Source organism: Bradyrhizobium sp. LjRoot220 (assembly GCF_964252915.1).
Classification (GTDB): Bacteria; Pseudomonadota; Alphaproteobacteria; order Rhizobiales; family Xanthobacteraceae; genus Bradyrhizobium.
In genome coordinates this window covers 1,235,891-1,253,976 of record NZ_CAXUPS020000001.1, presented here as the reverse complement: position 1 = coordinate 1,253,976, position 18,086 = coordinate 1,235,891, and the positions used below count along the sequence as shown (strand labels likewise).

Sequence of the window (18,086 nt, the reverse complement as noted above, 5' to 3'; positions counted from 1 at the left end):
TGATCGTAAGTGCCATTGCCGAGACTCGAACCAGGAACGAGACCGCGATGAGCGGGTCGCCCGTCGTGCGCGTGACCAGCATGGAGCCTGTGTTGCGGAGAACGATCACCAAGACATGGGTCGCTCGCGGAGCCACCCCCACCCATAGCCGATGCCTTGCATCGGCGTTCTTAAACCAAAGGACGGCGGCCGTAGGCCGCCTACGCCCCCCCCCCGCAAGTGCGGGAGAGGGAGCGCAGCTCCTTCGCGGCTGCTATTCGACCTTCATCGCGCGTTAGGATCCGTTCGCCCCGGCGACCTCAACTCGCCTTTGCCGTGCGCACGCGCCCGGCGAGATGGGCCATATAGTCGGCCTTGCCGATCTGCACGCCCTCGTGCCTGAGGATGTCGTACGCCGTGACGAGATGAAAGTAGAAATTCGGCAGCAGCCAGTCATCGACGAAAAGCGCGCCGGGCAGTGTCAGGTATCGCCCGCCCCCAAGTTCGATCCGCTTCTCGCGTTCGAGCACGCGGTCCTCGGTCTTGCCGGCTGACTCGGCAAGATAACGGAGCGTTTCGCCCAAATGGCTTTTCAGCCCGGCAAAATCCAACGTAGCCGGATCGGTTTGAGACCATGCCGCGTCGACGCACCAGGCGGCGAACTGGTTGGGCTGATTGCAGCAGTAAACAATCTGATGCGGGAATGGCACCATATCGTCAGCCAGCCGCGCCGTCAGCAGGGCTTGCGGATCGCGCCCTTTGTCCCGCAGCTGCGCTTCGCTGACGTCAAGCAGGCGCGCCAGCACCTGCAGGCGCGTCGTGAAGATTTCCGTGAACCGCGCTATCGAGGAATTGTTCATCGCAGAATACCCTGTTCAACAAAAATATGCAGAGCCGCTTCGGAATGGCGGCGAAGGCGTACATATGGATTATGCCGCGCCATCGGCAAGGCTTGGCCGCGCGCCGCTGGTGCAGGCCTGCTCGACGCAGCGGCTGGCGCGGAGGATTTTCTCTTCGCTGAACATCGGTCCCACGATCTGCAGGCCGATCGGCAGGCCCTCGACAAAGCCGCACGGCACCGAGGCCGCCGGCTGGCGGGTGAGATTGAACGGCCATGTCAATGGCGTCCAGTCGGTCCACTGCGGAAAGCGCGCCGCATCGGGCGTGTCGACGCCGGCGGCGAAGGCGGTGATGGGAATCGTCGGCGTCAGCAGCAGGTCATAATCCTGATGGAAGGCATGCATCTGCTGGCTGAGCGAGCGCATGTCGGCATAGGCCGCCTGCAGCGCGCTCGCGGAAATTTTTTGGGCTGAGATCACCAGCCGCAACAGGCCCGGATCGAGCGCCGCCAGTTGCGCGCCGTCGAGGTCGCGCACAACCGCGGCATGCGATGCAGCCCAGATCACTTCCAGCGCGGGTTGCGCCGCGGAGACGTCGAGGTCGACGGGCTGCACGTCGGCGCCGGCCTTCACCAGCGCGTCGATGGCCGGCTGCATCCCGGCCACGACGGCAGGCTCGGTGACCGGAAAACCGAGATCGGGCGACCATGCGATTTTCATTCCCGCCACGCCCTCGTCGAGGCCGTCGAGATAGTCGATGCCGCGATAGGGAATGGCGAAGGAATCGCGCACGTCCGGCCGGCTCAGCACGTTCAACATCAAGGCGCTGTCGGCCACATCGCGCGACAGGCCGCCATAGACCGCGAGCGTGCCCATCGGCCCGAGCAGATTCGGCACCACGCCGTAGCTCGGCTTCAATCCGAACACGCCGCTGAACGCCGCGGGGATTCGAATCGAGCCGCCGCCATCGCCGCCGGTGGCCAGCGGTACGACGCCGGCCGCCACCAGGGCGGCCGAGCCGCCGCTGGATCCTCCCGGCGTGCGCGAAATATCCCAGGGATTGCGCGTCATTCCCGTCAGCGGGCCGTGCGTGATGCCTTTCCAGCCGAATTCGGGCGTCGTTGTCTTGCAGAAGAATACCGCACCGGCCTCACGCAGGCGGGCAACGCCCGGCGTGTCCTCGGTGATGGGCGTCGTTGCGGTCGAGTGCGAGCCGATGCGCGTCGGCCAACCCGCGACATGCGCCGTGTCCTTGATCGCGACAGGCACGCCGTCGAGCGGCCCGACCGGCGTACCGCGCCGCCAGCGTTCCGCCGACGCTGCGGCCAGATGCCGGCCCTGCGGCTCATCCAGCAAGCAGGTCGCATTGAGAAGCGGATTGACCGCGTGCAGTCGCGCCAGCGTCGCTTCCAATACATCGACCGGCGACAGCTCGCCGTTTGCGAAGCGCCGCACCATCTCGCGGGCGGAAAGCCAGTTCAATTCGTCAGGCATCGCGCAGGCTACTCGGCGGCTTCACGCGCAGGGACGCCCTGCTCGATGTCGAATTGCAGGATGTCGTTGAAGCGGTTGAAGGCGCCACAGAGTGCGATGCGCCAGGTCAGTTCGACGATCTGGGCTTCGGAAAAATGCTCACCGAGGCGGGTGAAGATTTCGTCGCGGGTCTTGTTCCAGTTGTTGGTGACCGCAACGGCATATTCGACGACGAGCTTGTCGACATTGTCGAGTTCCGGATGATCCCTGTAGTCGAGCAGGCGTTCGGCGCCCTGCTCCGATACACCCTGGATCGCCAGTTTCGGCGCGTGGTGCGAGACGCAATAGTCGCACTTGTTCAACAGCGACACCGCGACCAGCGCCAGTTCGAGGTGGCGCTTCGACAACACGGCCTGATCGGCCAGATCGACCAGCAGCGACCACATATGCTCAAAGATCGGCGGCCGGTGCGCCATCACGCCCGCCTGGTTCTCGAACGCGCCATAGGTCGTCATCTTGTCCCACAGCGGCCTCAGTTCGGCCGGCAGATCGTCCTTGGTCTTGATCGACACGCGTGACATGGGGTTATTCCTTGGCGGAAGTTGGGGGATCGGCGGAGCGTATCTGTCGAGGTGATGTTGCCACAACCTGGCAGATTTGGCGCTACGCGCCGAGTATGGCAGACCTGTCCGGGGCGAGTGGCCTGCGCGCCGATCAAGCGGTTTGAGACGCTGCCGCAGAGTTGATGCGAGAGGCAATCACCCCGATCCGCCCCCCTCGGCCTGCGGGTCAGGGACGTGAGGATACAACAGCTTTTCACTGCCGAGCCGCCGGATCATTTCGTTGCGAGAATGCCAATAGAGATCAAGGTCAGTGCTGTCCAGATATGGGCCAGACGGCGAGAAAAAACCGTTGGCCTGCCACGATCCAACATCGAGCTTCGTGAGCAACTCGCGAGCCCCTTGAACCGCCCATGTCAGATAGCGCTCGCCAGCCGGCGTCCGGCGGGCTCGGTCATCAAGGCTGACATCCACTCCGGCTACTCGACCTCGATTGCGAAAGGCGGCGTTGTCGGGGAACCACTCCGTGTAGAACATCAAGCCCGATAGCAGGTCGTCTCCCGTAGGCTCTCCGGGATGACGGATCAAAACAGCTGCGTTGAACGGCGACCAATCCGAAACAAAACAGTGCGACACTCCCCAATCCCGCATCAGCCCAAGGCGGGCAAGCATGTCACAGGGGGCATTGAGATTGTTTTCGCAGGCGTGAAAATATAAGAGCTTCCCGTCCATCTCCTCGCCGCACAGCCCCCACAATATGCGAGCGATCTGTGTGGCCAGGCTGGTATAGGTCCTGTCCGATTGGTTGGTCACCGCCATCATGGGTTGCACTCAAATCGCTACTTAAAAAACTTGAACCAGCAGATGACGCCCAATAGCGAGATCGAAATCAAGAACAGGGTGAGGCCCAGACCACGCGGAGGATTCTGCGTGGACCCGGCGGTCTGATACTGCGGCGTGTGATAGCGCGGCTCGGGAGGCTTATGGGCCGGACTTCCCGGCCGCGGACCCCAGTACAATCCGAGATCGCTGTGCAGCTCCCACAGATAGGGATTGACCTCAGGCGTATCGTTCGGGTCCACAATCGGCTTCCGCCCCGCGAACCTGACGAACAGACCCTCTGGAATATTGAGCGGATCGGGCCGGGGCGCGTGTCGTGCAAGCAACGCCTTATAGCTGTCGTCCACCCAATCGACCTCGATCTCTCCCTTTCGGTACAGACCCTTGCGCCAATTGCGCGGAATGAGGTCGACGATCACCTGGCTTTCGTCGTTGGGGTTAAGACTTCCTCCGTTGAATAATTCTTCCGCGAAAATCGCGGGCCCTGCCCACCAGAAAACTCGAGCGGCAAGTCGCTCGGTGCACTGGGGTTGGTCCACCATCCACAGCAACAGCCAGGCATCGTCGTCCCAATTGACGCGTTCCACACAATCGAACCAGACGTCTTCGCTCGCCTGAGCCAGCCACGCAAACATTTCACGGGCGCGAGGGAGATACTCGTAATTCTCACTCATGCGCCGATCCGCAGCAATTCAATTGTCCGGCTGCCATCAATGGCACTCAAGGAGTATCTGCGCCCTGGAGAAGCTCAGTGCTTTCAGCGCGTCGGGTTTCAGGAAAAAATAAAAGGCGCCGGAATCACCCCAGCTCCAGTGCATGGCGTCATCACTCGCGATCTGGAACAGCAATAGCTCGCTCGCGGGGCCGACACGGGCATCCGACTGCACACCATCGTGATAACCACCCATGCGATGGGGCCGGTTGTCGTCGAGGCTTCGCCAATGCGGCTCGAATTCCGCAAGCACGGCCGGCGGGATCAAGGACCGACGCACGGCATCCACATAATAGTCGGCCACCAGTTCCCGGACGCCGGTGCGCTGACCGAGATCGGCAGAGAGTTCTTTCTTCCAGAAGCTGACATGGAGCCGTTCGCCATCCCTGTCCACCCAGTGGTAATTCCAGAAACGGAAAGTGTCCCGCCGGAGACGGGCCTTGAGCGCTTGCCAGGCCTCGATCGGCATCAGGCTGTCGAGATCATGCGCCAGAACGGCGGATCGCTCGCCGGCAACTCGGTCCACGACTTCTGCGCGCCAATGCCGCAGGTCGCGGTTGGACTGGCGCAGATAGGCGATGATCGAGTCCGGCGTGGAGTGGCTCGCCAGGAAAGCGGCCAGCGCTTCGCGCCGCGTCCTGCGCACCTCGGCCACCGCAATCGTTTGGACGCGGCGCAGGCGCAGCGTCTCGTCCTCCGGCTCGGGACCTTCAAGCAAGGGCTGCGATGATGCGGTCCATTTGGCGTCGTCCGCATCGACCGCGGCGATGATAGAGCCGATATAGCCCGGCTGGTTCAGCCGCTCGGCAAGCTCGTTGGGAAGCCGCAACTCATCCATCGGCGCGGAGCAGGAGCGTTCGATGCTGTCGAGCACGTAAAGCGCGCCGCGCCAGGTGAACGGCTCGGGGTCGGACGGCCGCTGCCGGTCAGGCGCGACGCGCTGTCCCGGATAGAGAATCTCCGCGAAATTGTCCGGTGCGACCACGGTTCGGTTACCTGCTTTCGTCAGTGTGTTGGCAACGACAACCAGATCGACCGGCCAGCGCCGCCAGAGCGTCGGTACCTCAGCCAGCGAGCGGCAATAATCGTAACCGGGTCCGGTGTAGGCGCCGTCATGGACGGGGCCAAGATCGAACGGCGGCTTCCGCTCCGGCCCGAGCGTATCGACATGGAGGATACGAAAGGCGTCAGGCTCTTCGGGCGCGCCTTGATTGGGATCGACGAACAGCAGCAGCCAGCCATCGCGCGGCCCGAGCCCGCCCCAGAGTTCGGCGGGCAAGTCGGCACAGGCAATCTGCGCGAGGAAATGGAGCGGCCGCTCGCCCTGCTCCGGATGCTCGGCGGAAACCGACCGCGGCCATTCGACGTGATCTGATATCATCGGCAGGCCGCCGAGCCATGATCGCGGTGCTTCGAACCGCGGCGGAACCTGCCGCCGCAGGATGACGGAGACGCATTCGCTGACGCCCGCAGGCGGACTGACCGGGACATCGCGCAGCGGCCTGGCCGGATCGTTGCTACCTGCGCCAGACGAGCTCGCCTGCCGCGCTGCCTTGGCTCGGCGAAAACGGCGAAAGTCCCAGACAATAAACGCCGCGGCGCCAACGATCAGCAATTGCCACCAGGACATGCTCCCTCCTCAGTATGCGGTTGTCGTGAGCAGCCTGGCCATCGTCTACTCCGCCGTTTGCTTGCCGGTTGTATAGGGTGGAAATATCACGTTCCGGTTAAGGGCAATGGCAACATTGGTACGGGTTCGCATTCTCGCGGCCTGACATGCCCGAGCTTTGCCGGGAAATTCCACGCACCGACGAAGTGAGGCTTGACCCGACACCGACTCATGTAATATCAATTGTTACATGAAACGGGACAGTCGATTATCCGGCGTGCTCCACGTCCTCCTGCACATGGCCGAACGGGATGAACCCGTCACATCGGAAGCGCTGGCAAAGGCCATGGGCACAAATCCGGTGGTGATCCGGCGCGTCATGGCGGGCTTGCGCGATCAGGGTTATGTGCGATCGGAGAAAGGCCATGGCGGCGGATGGACGCTCGCGCGCGATCTGGCTGATATCACCTTGCGCGACATTTATCGGGCGCTCGGCGAGCCGGCGCTGCTGGCGATCGGCAACCGAACCGAGGCACCCGGCTGCCTGGTCGAGCAGGCCGTGAACGCCGCCCTCACCCACGCGTTCGACGACGCCGAGGCGCTGCTGCTGTCGCGCCTGGCTGACGTGACGCTCGCAAAACTGAGCGCCGATTTCCACAAGCGTCTGGTTGGCCGCGGCAATCGCCATCGCCTGGAGGTCGCGCATGCGAAGTGATGCAGCCGCCCAGGAAATGCTGGACCATTTCTCCAATCCCGACGCGGTGAAGCATTATGCGGAAGGACCGCGGCGCTTCGTGCCCGGCTTTGCAGACCTTCACCGCATGACGGGCATCCTGCTGGCAGAACAGGCGCCGCGAGACGCGCGCGTTCTGGTGCTCGGCGCCGGCGGCGGTCTGGAGTTGAAGGCCATGGCGGAGACCGAGCCTGGCTGGACGTTCGTCGGTGTCGATCCGGCCGCGGCAATGCTGGAGCTGGCGGAACAGACGCTGGGTCCGCATCGCGCGCGCGTGCAATTCCAGCACGGCTATATCGACGATGCGCCTGACGGACCGTTCGATGCCGCGACCTGCCTGCTCACGCTGCATTTTCTCGATGCCGGTGAGCGGCGGCGCACGGCCAGCGAAATTCATCGCCGTCTCAAACCCGGCGCACCCTTCGTGGCCGCGCATTCCAGTTTTCCGCAAGGACACGGCGAGCGCGCGCGATGGCTGTCACGCTACGCCGCCTTTGCCATCGCCTCCGGCGCCGATCCCGACATGGCCAGCGGCGCCCGCGTGGCGATCGAAAAACATCTGAGCCTGTTCAGTCCGGAACAGGACGCGCAGATCCTGCGCGACGCCGGTTTTGCGAGCGTCGAGCTGTTCTACGCCGCCTTTACCTGGCGCGGCTGGATCGCGCGCGCCTGAAGCCGACAGAAACGTTCATGACCATCCGCCCCATCCTGCGCTATCCCGATCCCCGGCTCGCCCTCCCCGCACAACCCGTGACGATGTTCGACGGCGCGCTGCGCGAGCTTGCGACTGATTTGCTCGAGACCATGCACGCCGCGCCCGGCATCGGCATCACCGCGCCGCATATCGGCGTCTCCTTACGCGTGGTGGTGCTTGACCTCGACCCGGTCGACGGCGCGCGCACCTATGTCAATCCGGAGATCGTCTGGGCCTCGCCCGAGACGATCATGCATCAGGAAGGCAGCGTCTCGATGCCCGGCGTCAACGACGACATCGAGCGCCATGCCCGGTTGCGCATCCGCTTTCACGATCTCGACGGCCATGTTCGAACCGAGGAATCGCAGGGCCTGCGCGCGGTCTGCCACCAGCACGAGATCGATCAGTTGAACGGCCTGTTCTGGATCAGGCGGCTGTCCCGGCTAAAGCGCGAGCGGCTGATCAAGCGGTTCGAGAAGCTGTCGCGGGGGTAAGATGATGGCGGGGTCGACGCAACCATTCACCTTGTCGTCTCTATTTACAGATAAATTTGAGGCGGTTTCAAAAACGCGAACCGCGGCTTAACGGCCCTGAAACCGTGGCATTGAAAATCAGCACTGTTTTGGGATGAAAACCATTGCGAGGGTGACCGCCACCTGAGAAGGATGACGGGCAAGCGTTTGAAGCTCGATGACTTTCACCGATCCGTTTCGCACCACCATCCAGTCCTGCTTCTGATGAAGGTCCGCGTTTTCGAGGTCTGCCGATCCGGCGGAAGTGACGATTTGGGCAAGAGACAGCGGTGCGTATGAATATCGTTAGCCAAAATCTTGATACACAATCGGTCAGCATCCGGCTTTTCGCTGCTGTCGTCATTGCCGCAAGCGCCGTTTCAACGGCGGCCCCGGCGGCCGATGGCGGCACTTGCGTCGGTGACATCCGCCAGGTGATCGCGCGCATGCCGACGCCCGCGATGACGAAGGGGACGCTGCCGAAGGATGTTACGGACAAGATCGACGCGGCGGCGAAGGCTTCGTTCGCCAGGACTTTCGCGCCGGGGGCTATCGCCGGTGTGCGTACGCCCGAGGGTACCTGGACCGCCGCCTATGGCCTGGCCGATCCCAAGGCCGGCAAACCCATGACGGTCGCGATGCACACCAGGGTCGGCTCCATCACCAAGACCTTCACCGGCACCGTGATCATGCGGCTGGTTCAGGACCGCAAGATTTCGCTCGACGATCCGATCGAGAAATATATCTCCGGCGTCCCCAACGGCAACACCATCACGCTGCGTCAGCTCGCCAACATGACGAGCGGCGTCGCCAGCTATACCCGCAGCGCCAAATTCACCGACAGCTATTTCGCCAAGCCCGAGACCGTCTTCACGCCCGACCAGCTGCTGCAAGTCGGCCTCGCCGCGTCGCCATTGTTTCCGCCCGGCGCCCAATTCGACTATTCCAACACCAACACGGTCCTGCTCGGCATGGTGATCGAGAAGGTGACGGGCAAGCCGGTGGCCGAGGCATTCGATGCCATGGTGTTCAAGCCGCTCAAATTGCTGAACACGTCGTGGCCGGGCCAATCGACCAGGATGCCGGAACCCTATGCGGACGGTTTCACGCTGCAGGGCGATTTTGCCAAGCCGGATGCGCCGAGCAATGCCACCTTCTGGAATCCTGCCTGGGGCTGGACTGCGGGCGAGCTGATCTCGAACATGGATGATCTCTTGACCTATGGCCGCGCCCTGGGCACCGGCCAGGGTTTGCTTAATCCCGACACCCAGGAAGCGCGGCTGAAATCGATTCCCGGCGCGGCCGGCTATGGCATCGCCATCGGCTGCATCGGCGGCTGGGTCGGCCATACCGGCGAGCTGCCAGGCTACAACACGACAGTTTTCTACCACGCCGCCAGCGACATCACCGTGGTGGTGCAGACCAACAGCGACATTGCGTCCGGCAATTGCGAGGAATCGCCCACCCTCGCCAAGGATCCGCGCGACAGCGTCTGCTCCTCGCCTGCGACGAGAATATTTGCGGCCATGTCGGAGGCACTCGGACACAAATTCACGCCGCTTCCGGCGAAATAAGGGCTGGGGCGCGCCAGAGGTGGAGGCGCGGTCGCGCCTCCGCCGCTCACCGCCACCGGTCAGGTGGACTGCGGAATGCGCGCGATCACCTTGATCTCGAAATCGAAGCCGGCCAGCCAGTTCACGCCCACCGCGGTCCAGTTCGGGTAAGGCGCCTCACCGATCGCCTTCAGCCGGATCGGGCCGATCGTCTCCCATTGCCTGGCCGGGTCGGTGTGGAACGTAGTGACGTCGACGACATCATCGAACGTGCAACCGGCGGCCTTCAGCACGGCGGCGAGATTGTCGAAGGCAAGCTGGACCTGCTTTGCGAAGTCAGGCTCGGGCGAGCCGTCATCACGGCTGTCGACCTGGCCCGAGACGAACAGCAGATCGCCGGAGCGGATCGCTGCCGAATAACGGTTGATTTCGTATAGCGCCTGCCGGCCGGCAGGGAAGATCGCATCGCGTTTGGCCATCGTGTCACTCCATCCAGACAAGGTTGCGCCGGACCAAAACAGTCAGAGCCATCAGGGTCGAGCATTGATATACGCCCCGTATGCCGCTATATCGGTACATACGCGCCGTATGTCAATAGCATACGCGGCGTATGTATTTTCGAGGTTTCACGGTGGTTGCGAAGCGGCGTGCGCAGATGGTGGAGAAAACCCGGGCCAAGCTCATCCGAGCCGCCCGCAAGGCGTTTGCGGCGCAGGGCTATGCGGCGGCGTCGATGGACGAACTGACCGCCAGGGCCGGCCTGACGCGCGGCGCGCTCTATCATCATTTCGGCGACAAGAAGGGTCTGCTGCAGGCCGTGATCGACCAGATCGATGCTGAAATGGTCGTCCGGCTGCGCGCTGCAAGAGATCGGGGCAAGACCGCATGGCTCGGATTTCTCGACGAATACAGCGCCTATATCGAGATGGCGCTGGAGCCGGAGATCCAGCGCATCATGCTGCTGGACGGGCCGGCGGTGCTCGGCGATCCGTCGCGGTGGCCGAGCCAGAATGCGTGCCTGCGCACCACGACGCAAACCATCCAGGCGCTGATCGATGCCGGAACGGTCAGGCCGGTGGATCCGGAAGCCGCCGCCCGGCTGCTCAATGGCGCAGCCCTCAGCGCCGCGCTGTGGATCGCCGCGGCCGACGATCCCCACGCCGTGCTTGCCAAGGCGGTCGCGGCGTTCCGGCAGCTGGCGGCCGGCTTGCTGCAGATCGAGCAATGACGTCGATCGGCCGAACGGCCTGTCGCCCGTTGTCGATGCTGCCCGTGAGCCAGTTCACAGTGAATTGGCAGAGGTACAACTGAAGGCCGTCGTTGGCGGCAAGGTCAGCCTGTACCAAGCGCGGCGAAAGGTTTCCCGTACTGGGCGCGCTGGAAACCGTCGGAGGCCCTGCACCATGTTTGTAAGACCATTGGAAGCACCGTCCCTGCCCCTCGGCGACCTCCGCTGTCATCCTCCGCGAAAGCGGGGGATCCAGTACGCCGCGGCGTGATCGGTTCGGTAGCAATTGAGACCTGCACGAGGTGATCGTCCAATTAGTGGCCGCAGCGGAGATGCCTGATGGTTGACTCCGCCAGCGACAAAAGCAATACTTCGCTACATGGTGAAGTATCGAGCATCGCGTATGGACCGCACGTTTTTCGCGCTCGCTGACCCCACCCGGCGGGCCGTCCTGCTACGGCTGAAGGAGAAACCCGGGCTTTCGGTGAGCGAGCTGGCTCGGCCGTTTTCGCTAAAACTTCCTGGAATGATGAAGCATCTGGACGTCCTGTCCGATGCGGGATTGATCAAACGGGCAAAAGCCGGGCGCACCGTGTCGGTCAATCTTTCGGTCGGGCCGATGCGGGAGGCCATGGCGTGGCTCAAGCGGTATGAGCGCTTGTGGACGGTAAGCATGGATCGACTTGTTGCGCTCGTCGAGGAAGGTGGCGAACGATGACCAAGAGCCTCCCGAGCGTGACCATTGTACGCAGAATCAAGGCCCCCTCCGCCAGGGTTTGGGCGGCGATCACGCAGCCCAAACTCATGATGCAGTGGTGGGGTCCTGATGCGGGGCCGACGCTACGCGCCGAAGCGGACGTGCGACCCGGAGGTCGATTTAGCGTTGTGTTCCGGTTGCTGAACGGCGAGGAGCACAATCCCACCGGGGTTTATCAGGAAGTGATTCCCGAGAAGAAGCTGGTGTTCACGTGGGACTTGCCGGGCAAGCCGGAACCAGTGTCGCTGGTCACGTTTCTGCTTGAGCCTTTCGACGGCGGCACCAAGCTGACACTGCTGCACCAGCATCTTCCGGACGAAGCGGCGCGCAAGAGTCACGAGCAAGGCTGGAACGGCCTCCTCGACAAGCTACCTGCTTTCCTCGAAGTTTTTTTTGGAGTTGCCGAATGAGTGACCTGATCCTCACCACCTTCGATTGGGTTCCCGAAGCGCCGCGCGGTTATGTACGTGACATACGTGTGCGTTGGGCATTGGAGGAGACAGGCCTGCCCTATCGCGTCGAAAGCGTGCCATTTCGCGATCGGAATGCCGAGCATTTCGCTCACCAGCCCTTCGGCCAGGTGCCGTGGTTGACCGATGGAGACATCTCGATCTTCGAAAGCGGCGCGATCCTGCTCCATCTCGGCGAGCGGAGTAACGCGCTGATGCCGGCTGATCCGCGCGGTCGCAGCGATGTTAAGGAATGGCTGTTCGCGGCGCTGAATTCAGTCGAGGCGGCGAGTCTGCCATGGTCCATACTGGTGTTCACGGGGGAGCGCGACACTACGGCGGCCTGGAAGCTTTTTGACGGGTTCCTCAGGGTTCACCGACTCCAACATATGGAGCCGGTCCTGGCGGGACGCGAATGGCTCGCCCAGACCTTCTCCGTCGCCGACATCCTGATGGCGGATGTGCTGCGCCTTATTGATCGGCTCGACGGGCTGGCGAACTATCCCGCTTGTCGCGACTATGTCGCGCGCGCCACGGCCCGACCGGCCTTCGCGAAGGCATACGCCGACCAGATGGCGCATTTTGCTGCGGCGGATCGTAGAGCGGATTAGCGAAGCGCGGTCCGCCCTATAAAGACGGTTGGATGACAGGACGTGGTGGATTTGCGCCTCCGGCTAATCCACCTGCGAGTTCTGGAAACCTGACCGCAAGTGATCATCCCATGCAGCAACCTTGCACCTGCCCTGCATGGAACGCTGCCAGCAGCATGACGTTACGGGGGTCATGAGCCATGTGTTGATGGCGGTGAATTTGCCGGCGCATGGCCGGTTCGGTAACGGCACTCGTCGTCGCGGAACATATCCATCAGCAAATGTCGACCTCGAGAGGCCGGAGAAAATTCATGCGCATCAACACGACCCGACGGACAGCGATCGCTGCCAGCACCGTTATTGCGGCGAGCTTACTGCAAGGCTCGCCGGCTTCGGCGTACTACGAAGGATTTTTCTGCTCGGAACAATCGTCAAGACGCGCCAATTATACCTGGGGCGATGGCACCATCAGGACAAAGGTTTATTACAACAATCACTGCCGCCGCAGGGTCAAGGTCACATTGAACTTCATCACGATACCAGGCAACGTCGTAAGCAAGTGCTGGCGCACGCCTGCCGGAAAGGGCAGCAAGGTCTGGAACTTCCAGGACCTGAACGACATCCAAAGGGGATGCGGATGAACGCGCCGCATCGGCGGGCAAGTCCCGTCATCGAATCCCGTCATCAAGCGGGAACATACGTCAGCCTGATCACGTCCTCGCCGATCCGGTCGCTGGCCACAAGGCGCAGCGGCGGCCGCGGGCCGGCGAAGAATGGCTTGCCGCGACCCAGCACGACGGGGTGTAGGTAGAGTCGATACTCATCGATGAGACCAAGATCGGTCAGGCTTCGCGCCAGGTCTGGTCCGGCGACGTCAATTTCCCCGGCGCGCTGAGCCTTCAGCTCCCGTATCGCAGCCTCGAGGTCATCCCCGACGAGCGTGGCGTTGGGGCCGACTGACTTCAGCGAACGCGACACGACCCATTTCGGTTGTTTCCGCCACGCCGCCGCGAAGTCGTGTTGCGCGGCGTCCCACTCGGGATGGTCCTCGTCCCAATAACGCATGATCTCGTAGATGCGGCGGCCGTACACGCTGCCCGACAGGCCGCGCACTTGTTCGACCCAGTGATGAAACAGCGCGGGGCTTGGCCTGAATTCGTTGTGGTCGTGGTCGACGTAGCCGTCCAGCGATTGGTTCATTCCGAATACGATCTTCGCCATAATGATGTTCTCAGCTTTCCAGAAGAAGATGTGGTGGATTACGTCTTCCGCCTTCGCTCTTCGAGCTACGGCGGACAAGTCGGCAATCCACCCTGCGCACTGTGCGCGATCGCGCGGGTCTGCGTTGCCCGTATCTGTATCGGGGACGCTAAGTCAGCGATTGTCCCATACCGATCATGTTTCCCTCACTGTCGAGAAACCAGCACCCCAGTTCGGCAATACCCTTGCTGGGGTAGTTGCCCTCCACACGCGCTATGCCATCGACGGTCACGAGCGGAGGGCTATCATAGTCGAGGAGTTCGACGCCACGGCTGCGCAAAAGCGCGGCCGTGGCGTGGATGTCGTCGACGGTGATGGCGAGCTGCGTGAATGTTCCGGGCGAACGGCCGGTCGAGCTGAAGATTGAAAATTCGCCCTCCCCGATGCGGTAACGAAGTCCGCCGGGACGCTCCTCGATCGGCTCCAGGCCAAGTTTTTCGGCATACCAACGCCGCGCCCGCGCCAAATCCTGCGCCGGCAAACGCGTCGCCACGCTTCGGAAGGTCTTCTGGTTCTCTGGCATTTTTTGACTCTCCTCAATCTGCGCCACCGCGGCCGGCCTGTCAGGCGACGCCGAGCTTGCCTCGCGCCCCGTCTCGGGGCGACGAGAGCTCCTCTGGTGTCAGATACTCGGCCAGATCCGCTGCCTCGTAGAACGGACGGATCTCGACCCCGCTTGGGCCCAACATCGGATTGCGCTTCGCCCTAGGCCACCGCCTCGTCCATATCCCTCACCTGCCAGATCATGAATCCGGGCGACCAGCTCGCTTGTCTCGGCGAACGGCCCGTCGATGACCGTGCTGTTCGAACCATCTGACGTGATGCGCTTGGCCTCGGCGTTGTTTTGCAGGCCGGCGCCGGCCACCATGATTCCGGCCTTGACCAGTTCCTCAGTGAACCGGTCCATCGCCGCGAACGCCTCTTGCGTGGGGGGCGCGCTAGTGTCGCTGCCTGCTCTTCCGAACACCATCACCCGCATCGTCTGTCTCCTCGTGGCGGCACTGGCCCTAGGACGGGCTGGGTCGACACAATCCGACAGCTCGCGATTATTTTTTTCGGCGCGCCCTGCTGTCGTCGCCGCCGGCCCTCGGCTGCCCTGTCAGAGTCAGGCCCTTTCAAGGCGGGATCGGGCGTGTCGTTTACGCCGGCGGCAATTTCACGAACGGATCGACCACTGCGACACCCAACGGTTCGAGATGCCTGAGGTTGCGCGACAGGATTGTCAGGCCGCGATGCTGCGCTGTTGCGGCAATGATGATGTCGGCAAGTCCGGGCGAATGTCCGCGCCCACGCGCCCGGTCCGACAGCCCGCCGGCGATCCGGGCAGTTGCGGCATCGAAGCTGAGAATGCGATCAGCGTAGAGATGCAGCACCGTATCGAGCCAAGCCGTCAGATCAGCGCTCTTGCGCTTGGCACCCTCGCGCCGCAGCTTCGCTATTCCATCCTCGATCTCCGCCACCGTGACAGCTGAGATGAACAACGCAGCAGAATGTGCATCCATCCATTCGACGAGCGCCAGCGGCACCGGTCGGGATGGCGCCGCGGCTGAGATCACATTGGTATCGACGAGATACACCGGAGATCAGAGACCTGATTTCCGCAAAGGCGACTTGTCGCGGCCGGGCAAATCCTCCGCCGTCAACGGCGCCGCCATCAGCAGACGGCCGAAGCTCGGAACGGTCGATAACCGCTCCCATTCCTCATAGCTCACGACTACTGCCTGCCGCTTGCCGTGACGGGTAATGACGGCGGGCTTTCCCCGCATCGCTTCGTCCACGACCGCAGACAAACTTGCCTTGGCGTCACGCAGTTGAATTTCGCGCATCAGGGAGCCTCATATATGACTACTGTAGTCATATATGCTTCAGTGCTCTTCATTGCAAGGCCAATGACGATGGCCTCGCAGGCGATAAGCCGAAGCGATGGTCGCGCGCCGGAGGCCGGGATCGGCCAGGCACGCGCCAGCTTCGCGAGAACGGCGGCCATTCAAGGCGCATCCGCCCGCTGGAGCGGAGCGACGACTGGAATGGCCGCGAACCCTAGGCGCTCAGCGCGGGGTAATCGATGTAGCCTCGCGCGGTGCCACCGAAGTAGGTGTTGTGGTCTGCCTCGTTCATCGCTGCATTGGCCTTCAGCCGCACGGCGAAGTCCGGATTGGCCAAGACCATCTGGCCATAGGCTTCCAGATCGACCAGCCCCGAAGCCACGTCGGCGCCGATCTGGTCGCGCGGACGACCCGGCCGGTTGAGGATCAGCGATTTGTGCCAGAGCTTTCGAATATCGGCCAGCAACGGCTCGCTGCCCTGGTGCATGATGTGCACATAGGCGAGCCCGAGCTTGTCGAGTTCGGCGATGAGATAGCGGTAGAGATCCGGCCCTTCGGCGCCTTCGTCGATCCCCCATATCGTCGTGCCGGGGGACAGGCGAATCGAAGTGCGGTCCGCGCCGATCTCCTCGGCGATCGCGGCGGCGACCTCGACGGCGAAGCGGGCGCGGTTCTCGATGGAGCCGCCATACTGGTCCGTGCGCGTGTTGGCGCTCGGCGCGAAGAACTGCTGGACCAGGTAGGCGTTGGCGCCGTGAATCTCGACGCCGTCGGCGCCGGCCTCGATTGCCGAGCGGGCGGCGTGGCGGAAATCGGCGACGGTCTGGCGCACCTCTTCGGTGGTCAGTGGGCGCGGCGTCGGAATGTCCTGCATCCCGATCGCCGTGAACATGCCGGTCCCCGGCGCGATCGCGGACGGTGCGACGCTCTGGCGATGATGCGGCGTGTTGTCGGGATGCGACATGCGTCCCGCATGCATGAGCTGGATGAAGATGTGGCCGCCCTTGTCGTGCACGGCGGAAGTGATCTTCCGCCAGCCGGCGACGTGCGCGGGCGTGTAGATCCCCGGGGTGGTGAGATAGCCCTGCCCGTCATCCGAGGGTTGGGTGCCTTCGGTGACGATCAGGCCGACGCCGGCGCGCTGGGCATAATATTCGGCAGCCAGTTCTCCGGGCGTGCCGTCGAAGGCGGCGCGGCTGCGGGTCATCGGCGCCATGACCAGCCGGTTCGGAAGGGTGGTGCGGCCAAGGCGGACCGGGGTGAAAATCGAATTCATCAGGGTTCTCCATTCGTTGGAGTCCCTTGTCCACCATTCCGATTTCGGGATAAATCCGGCATAATTGAAATCATATTTCCATTTATGGAGCAATCGGTGAGCCATTTGAACGACATGGCGCTGTTCGTCGAGGTAGCCAAAGCCAGAAGCTTCCGGAAGGCCGCCGAAGCTCTCGCCATGCCAAACTCCACGCTGTCGCGACGTGTCAGCGAACTGGAGAAGGCGATCGGCCTCCGGCTGCTGCATCGCACGACGCGCAAGATCGAGCTTACCGAGGCCGGCCAGCTCTATTATGAACGCAGCAAGCGCATCGTCGACGAGGCGCGGCTCGCGCACGAACAGCTCGGCGCGATGCTGGAGCAGCCGAGCGGCGTGCTGCGGGTTTCGCTCCCGGTCGACCTCGCCACGTTCTACCTCACACCGATCATCGCCGATTTCGCGCGGCACTATCCCGGCATCACGTTCGAATTCGACCTGACCCCACGCCGCGTCGATCTGGTGGCCGAGCCGTTCGACGTGGCGATCCGCATCGGCAAACTGCAAGATTCCAGTCTGATCGCCCGCCTGATCGGGCGGCATTCGCGCCACCTCTATGCGTCTGCTGACTATATCGCAGCAAGAGGCGAGCCCGCGACACCGGCGGACCTGGCCGAGCATGAATGCATCTGCATGCCGCGGAGCCCGACCTGGACCTTGCACCAGGGAACGAACGAGGTCGATGTCGGCGTTCGCGGCCGCTTCACGCTCAACAGCGTCGGGATGATCCGCGCGCTCGCGGTCAACCACCAGGGCATCGCCCTGCTCGCCGAAAAGATCGTCGCCGAAGATCTGGCCTCCGGCCGGCTCCGACGCATCCTGCGCGAATGGCAGGGCTCGCCCGTCAGTATTTACGCCGTCACCGAAACTCGCCTGATCCCAGCCAAGACCCAGCGCTTCATCGAGTTTCTGTCGTCGAGGCTGATGGAAGCTTGAAGATGGTGGATGGGATACGGGTCCGCATTCTCGCGGCAACTTGACCCAGCATACGGGACATCAGGTGAACTTTGAACCTCAGAACTGATTTGCCCGTTGCGTTGTCGCAGTTCTCTCCGCCGTCATTCCCCGATGCGCAATTGCGCATCTGAGGGCTTGCAAAGCGAGAGCCCGGAATCCATTGAGCAGCAGCGCGTGAGGCCCGATGGATTCCGGGTTCGCGC

The 18,086-nt window shown here is 62.9% G+C and carries 23 protein-coding genes; 10 read left to right on the top strand and 13 right to left on the bottom strand.

The genetic code is table 11. From position 1 onward, the window contains the following. Positions 1–299 precede the first annotated feature (299 nt). The 6 genes from ACSQ84_RS05320 to ACSQ84_RS05295 all read right to left on the bottom strand — a co-directional run bounded on the left by ACSQ84_RS05320 (position 300) and on the right by ACSQ84_RS05295 (position 6,033). Positions 300–839, bottom strand: a complete 540-nt coding sequence (locus ACSQ84_RS05320; protein WP_436210569.1) for a DUF1993 domain-containing protein — start codon at positions 837–839, stop codon at positions 300–302. Between the two features lie 69 nt (positions 840–908). Then, positions 909–2,312, bottom strand: coding sequence for an amidase (locus tag ACSQ84_RS05315; protein ID WP_436210568.1), 1,404 nt, complete (start codon positions 2,310–2,312; stop codon positions 909–911). Between the two features lie 8 nt (positions 2,313–2,320). Next, on the bottom strand, positions 2,321–2,872 hold the full coding sequence (locus tag ACSQ84_RS05310; RefSeq protein WP_436210567.1) for a carboxymuconolactone decarboxylase family protein: 552 nt from the start codon (positions 2,870–2,872) through the stop codon (positions 2,321–2,323). A 177-nt stretch (positions 2,873–3,049) separates the two neighbouring features. Continuing rightward, entirely contained in the window at positions 3,050–3,673 is a 624-nt protein-coding gene (locus ACSQ84_RS05305; RefSeq protein WP_436210566.1) for a hypothetical protein, read from the bottom strand. A gap of 17 nt (positions 3,674–3,690) precedes the next feature. Further along, positions 3,691–4,365 carry a hypothetical protein gene (locus ACSQ84_RS05300; protein ID WP_436210565.1) on the bottom strand — a complete coding sequence of 225 codons (675 nt, stop codon included), beginning with the start codon at positions 4,363–4,365 and terminating at the stop codon, positions 3,691–3,693. 36 nt (positions 4,366–4,401) lie between these two features. After that, positions 4,402–6,033: a DUF1963 domain-containing protein gene (locus ACSQ84_RS05295; protein WP_436210564.1), complete on the bottom strand. Its 1,632-nt coding sequence runs from the start codon at positions 6,031–6,033 to the stop codon at positions 4,402–4,404. Between the two features lie 229 nt (positions 6,034–6,262). On the opposite strand from ACSQ84_RS05295, the gene ACSQ84_RS05290 reads away from it, so the two are divergent. The 4 genes from ACSQ84_RS05290 to ACSQ84_RS05275 all read left to right on the top strand — a co-directional run bounded on the left by ACSQ84_RS05290 (position 6,263) and on the right by ACSQ84_RS05275 (position 9,525). After that, positions 6,263–6,727 carry an Rrf2 family transcriptional regulator gene (locus tag ACSQ84_RS05290; RefSeq protein WP_436210563.1) on the top strand — a complete coding sequence of 155 codons (465 nt, stop codon included), beginning with the start codon at positions 6,263–6,265 and terminating at the stop codon, positions 6,725–6,727. Then, a complete protein-coding gene (locus ACSQ84_RS05285) occupies positions 6,717–7,418 on the top strand; it encodes a class I SAM-dependent methyltransferase (protein WP_436210562.1) in 702 nt (233 codons plus the stop codon). The genes ACSQ84_RS05290 and ACSQ84_RS05285 overlap by 11 nt, the downstream gene beginning before the upstream one ends. A gap of 17 nt (positions 7,419–7,435) precedes the next feature. Further along, positions 7,436–7,933: a peptide deformylase gene (locus ACSQ84_RS05280; protein ID WP_436210561.1), complete on the top strand. Its 498-nt coding sequence runs from the start codon at positions 7,436–7,438 to the stop codon at positions 7,931–7,933. 314 nt (positions 7,934–8,247) lie between these two features. Beyond that, positions 8,248–9,525, top strand: coding sequence for a serine hydrolase domain-containing protein (locus ACSQ84_RS05275; RefSeq protein ID WP_436210560.1), 1,278 nt, complete (start codon positions 8,248–8,250; stop codon positions 9,523–9,525). Positions 9,526–9,584: 59 nt separating this feature from the next. Here the strand turns inward: ACSQ84_RS05275 and ACSQ84_RS05270 are convergent, their stop codons facing one another. Further along, on the bottom strand, positions 9,585–9,983 hold the full coding sequence (locus ACSQ84_RS05270) for a RidA family protein (protein WP_436210559.1): 399 nt from the start codon (positions 9,981–9,983) through the stop codon (positions 9,585–9,587). A 176-nt stretch (positions 9,984–10,159) separates the two neighbouring features. Between ACSQ84_RS05270 and ACSQ84_RS05265 the strand changes: the two genes are divergently transcribed. From ACSQ84_RS05265 to ACSQ84_RS05245, 5 genes are all read left to right on the top strand, one after another. Then, positions 10,160–10,732, top strand: a complete 573-nt coding sequence (locus tag ACSQ84_RS05265; protein WP_436210558.1) for a TetR/AcrR family transcriptional regulator — start codon at positions 10,160–10,162, stop codon at positions 10,730–10,732. A gap of 403 nt (positions 10,733–11,135) precedes the next feature. Beyond that, a complete protein-coding gene (locus ACSQ84_RS05260) occupies positions 11,136–11,450 on the top strand; it encodes a metalloregulator ArsR/SmtB family transcription factor (protein WP_436210557.1) in 315 nt (104 codons plus the stop codon). Further along, positions 11,447–11,899, top strand: coding sequence for an SRPBCC family protein (locus ACSQ84_RS05255; protein ID WP_436210556.1), 453 nt, complete (start codon positions 11,447–11,449; stop codon positions 11,897–11,899). Before ACSQ84_RS05260 ends, ACSQ84_RS05255 begins: the two co-directional genes overlap by 4 nt. Further along, a complete protein-coding gene (locus ACSQ84_RS05250) occupies positions 11,896–12,549 on the top strand; it encodes a glutathione S-transferase family protein (protein WP_436210555.1) in 654 nt (217 codons plus the stop codon). The genes ACSQ84_RS05255 and ACSQ84_RS05250 overlap by 4 nt, the downstream gene beginning before the upstream one ends. 290 nt (positions 12,550–12,839) lie before the next feature. Then, complete coding sequence (locus ACSQ84_RS05245; RefSeq protein ID WP_436210554.1) at positions 12,840–13,169, top strand: hypothetical protein; 330 nt, start codon at positions 12,840–12,842, stop codon at positions 13,167–13,169. Positions 13,170–13,212: 43 nt separating this feature from the next. Here the strand turns inward: ACSQ84_RS05245 and ACSQ84_RS05240 are convergent, their stop codons facing one another. From ACSQ84_RS05240 to ACSQ84_RS05215, 6 genes are all read right to left on the bottom strand, one after another. Then, on the bottom strand, positions 13,213–13,749 hold the full coding sequence (locus ACSQ84_RS05240) for a dihydrofolate reductase family protein (protein WP_436211185.1): 537 nt from the start codon (positions 13,747–13,749) through the stop codon (positions 13,213–13,215). Positions 13,750–13,897: 148 nt separating this feature from the next. Then, entirely contained in the window at positions 13,898–14,338 is a 441-nt protein-coding gene (locus ACSQ84_RS05235; RefSeq protein WP_436210553.1) for a VOC family protein, read from the bottom strand. A 72-nt stretch (positions 14,339–14,410) separates the two neighbouring features. Then, positions 14,411–14,767 carry a YciI family protein gene (locus tag ACSQ84_RS05230; RefSeq protein ID WP_436210552.1) on the bottom strand — a complete coding sequence of 119 codons (357 nt, stop codon included), beginning with the start codon at positions 14,765–14,767 and terminating at the stop codon, positions 14,411–14,413. A 160-nt stretch (positions 14,768–14,927) separates the two neighbouring features. Continuing rightward, positions 14,928–15,365 carry a type II toxin-antitoxin system VapC family toxin gene (locus ACSQ84_RS05225; RefSeq protein ID WP_436210551.1) on the bottom strand — a complete coding sequence of 146 codons (438 nt, stop codon included), beginning with the start codon at positions 15,363–15,365 and terminating at the stop codon, positions 14,928–14,930. A gap of 6 nt (positions 15,366–15,371) precedes the next feature. Continuing rightward, positions 15,372–15,614: a type II toxin-antitoxin system Phd/YefM family antitoxin gene (locus tag ACSQ84_RS05220; RefSeq protein WP_436210550.1), complete on the bottom strand. Its 243-nt coding sequence runs from the start codon at positions 15,612–15,614 to the stop codon at positions 15,372–15,374. Between the two features lie 214 nt (positions 15,615–15,828). Further along, positions 15,829–16,890: an alkene reductase gene (locus tag ACSQ84_RS05215; protein WP_436210549.1), complete on the bottom strand. Its 1,062-nt coding sequence runs from the start codon at positions 16,888–16,890 to the stop codon at positions 15,829–15,831. Positions 16,891–16,986: 96 nt separating this feature from the next. Between ACSQ84_RS05215 and ACSQ84_RS05210 the strand changes: the two genes are divergently transcribed. Further along, the gene (locus tag ACSQ84_RS05210; RefSeq protein WP_436210548.1) at positions 16,987–17,862 is read left to right on the top strand and encodes a LysR substrate-binding domain-containing protein; all 876 of its coding nucleotides are present in this window, start codon (positions 16,987–16,989) and stop codon (positions 17,860–17,862) included. The last annotated feature ends 224 nt before the right edge of the window (positions 17,863–18,086 follow it).